The organism is Abyssisolibacter fermentans, assembly GCF_001559865.1.
GTDB classification, from domain to species: domain Bacteria; phylum Bacillota; class Clostridia; order Tissierellales; family MCWD3; genus Abyssisolibacter; species Abyssisolibacter fermentans.
This window is the reverse complement of sequence record NZ_LOHE01000020.1, coordinates 1-1,503: the sequence shown is the minus strand read 5'-3', so window position 1 is coordinate 1,503 and position 1,503 is coordinate 1. Positions and strand designations below refer to the sequence as shown.

Genomic DNA, 1,503 nt, shown 5'->3' with positions numbered 1-1,503 from the left:
TCTTTATATTTTTAAAAATGTTCTCCATTTTCATAGTATTTGTTATGTACTAAAGAATGAAATATAATATCCATATCTTTTATTCCTTCACTTTGTAATATAACTGTTATTGATTTAGCTACTTTATCTTGTATTTCTTGTCCTCGATCAAACCAATAAACATCAACAAATGGATATCCTTCAGTTTCATAGCTATCAAATATAAAAATTGAAGGTACATGTTCTAAAGTAAAATAATCTCTTGGACATTTTATAATATCTTCTAAATCATCTATTAATCATTTACTAATTTTTTTTAATATATTAATTTCTATACCTCTTACTTTAATCTGAGGCATACGGTCACCTCTATTCATTGACTTTATCTTTATAAGTTATCAAATTCATTCAGATATGTCTATAGTCAATTATTAGAAAGCCTTGCAAATTTCTACAAAAACCTTATAAACATTATCGTATAATAATATTGTAATATAATAAAAAGGTGGTGTTAAAGTGAAAGCTATGTTTTCAAAAAATTCATTATTATTTCAACAAGCTAATAAAGGAAAGTATTATCCAAACGTAATTGTTTCTACACTTATTTTAATCATCATCATTATTTCAGCTCATTTTTTAACAATAATAATTAATTCATTACTAGATAACATACTAACAATAACAAATAATGCACTTATAAACGATGCTGTAAACTATGCAGTTAAAGCCTTGGTAGTACCCTGTTTACTAATAATCTTATTAATATTTATTATCACTAAATATATAGAAAAAAGAAATATTTCAACACTTGGGTTAAATAAACATCAAAAACCCTTTAAAAAATATATAAGAGGTTTTGTTTTAGGCTTTATAATGATTGGTACATGTACCTTTTTCTTGGTAATCACTAATAATGTTGTTTTAAGCAAAGCTACTACAAGTTATACAGGTACAAAAGCGCTGGCAGGTATATTTATTGTCTTAATAGGTTGGATAATACAAGGTGCATCCGAGGAAATAATGATGAGAGGTTGGTTTATGACATCTGTTGGTGTAAGGCATAATATACCATTAGCTATATTTTCTTCTTCAATAATATTTGCTTTACTTCATTTAGGCAATAGTAATTTGACTTTGCTTTCAATTGTTAATATAGTTATTTTCGGATTATTCGCAGCATTTTTTAGTATTTTGGATAAAAGTATTTGGGGCATCTGTGGTTTACATACATCTTGGAATTGGGCTCAAGGAAACATTATGGGATTTGAAGTAAGTGGTAACATACCAGTGGGTGGTATTTTATTTGATTTTAAGTGTACAGGTTCTGATCTCATAACAGGTGGTAATTTTGGACTTGAAGGAGGACTTACCGTTACAGCCGTACTTTTAATAGGTGTTATAATAACATATATTTTATCTACTAAACAAAATAATAACAATAGGATTAATAACTATTATTCTTAAAAATTATTATATAAGTATACAGTAGCATATATACTAATATCTCTATACTATCTATTTATT

The 1,503-nt window shown here is 26.3% G+C and carries 2 protein-coding genes; one reads left to right on the top strand and one right to left on the bottom strand.

Annotated elements, in window-relative coordinates; all coding sequences use genetic code 11:
• Positions 1–11 precede the first annotated feature (11 nt).
• Positions 12–275, bottom strand: a complete 264-nt coding sequence (locus AYC61_RS20505) for a DUF1904 family protein (RefSeq protein WP_338026006.1) — start codon at positions 273–275, stop codon at positions 12–14.
• Between the two features lie 229 nt (positions 276–504).
• On the opposite strand from AYC61_RS20505, the gene AYC61_RS01175 reads away from it, so the two are divergent.
• Positions 505–1,443: a CPBP family intramembrane glutamic endopeptidase gene (locus AYC61_RS01175; protein WP_242866720.1), complete on the top strand. Its 939-nt coding sequence runs from the start codon at positions 505–507 to the stop codon at positions 1,441–1,443.
• Positions 1,444–1,503 lie beyond the last annotated feature (60 nt).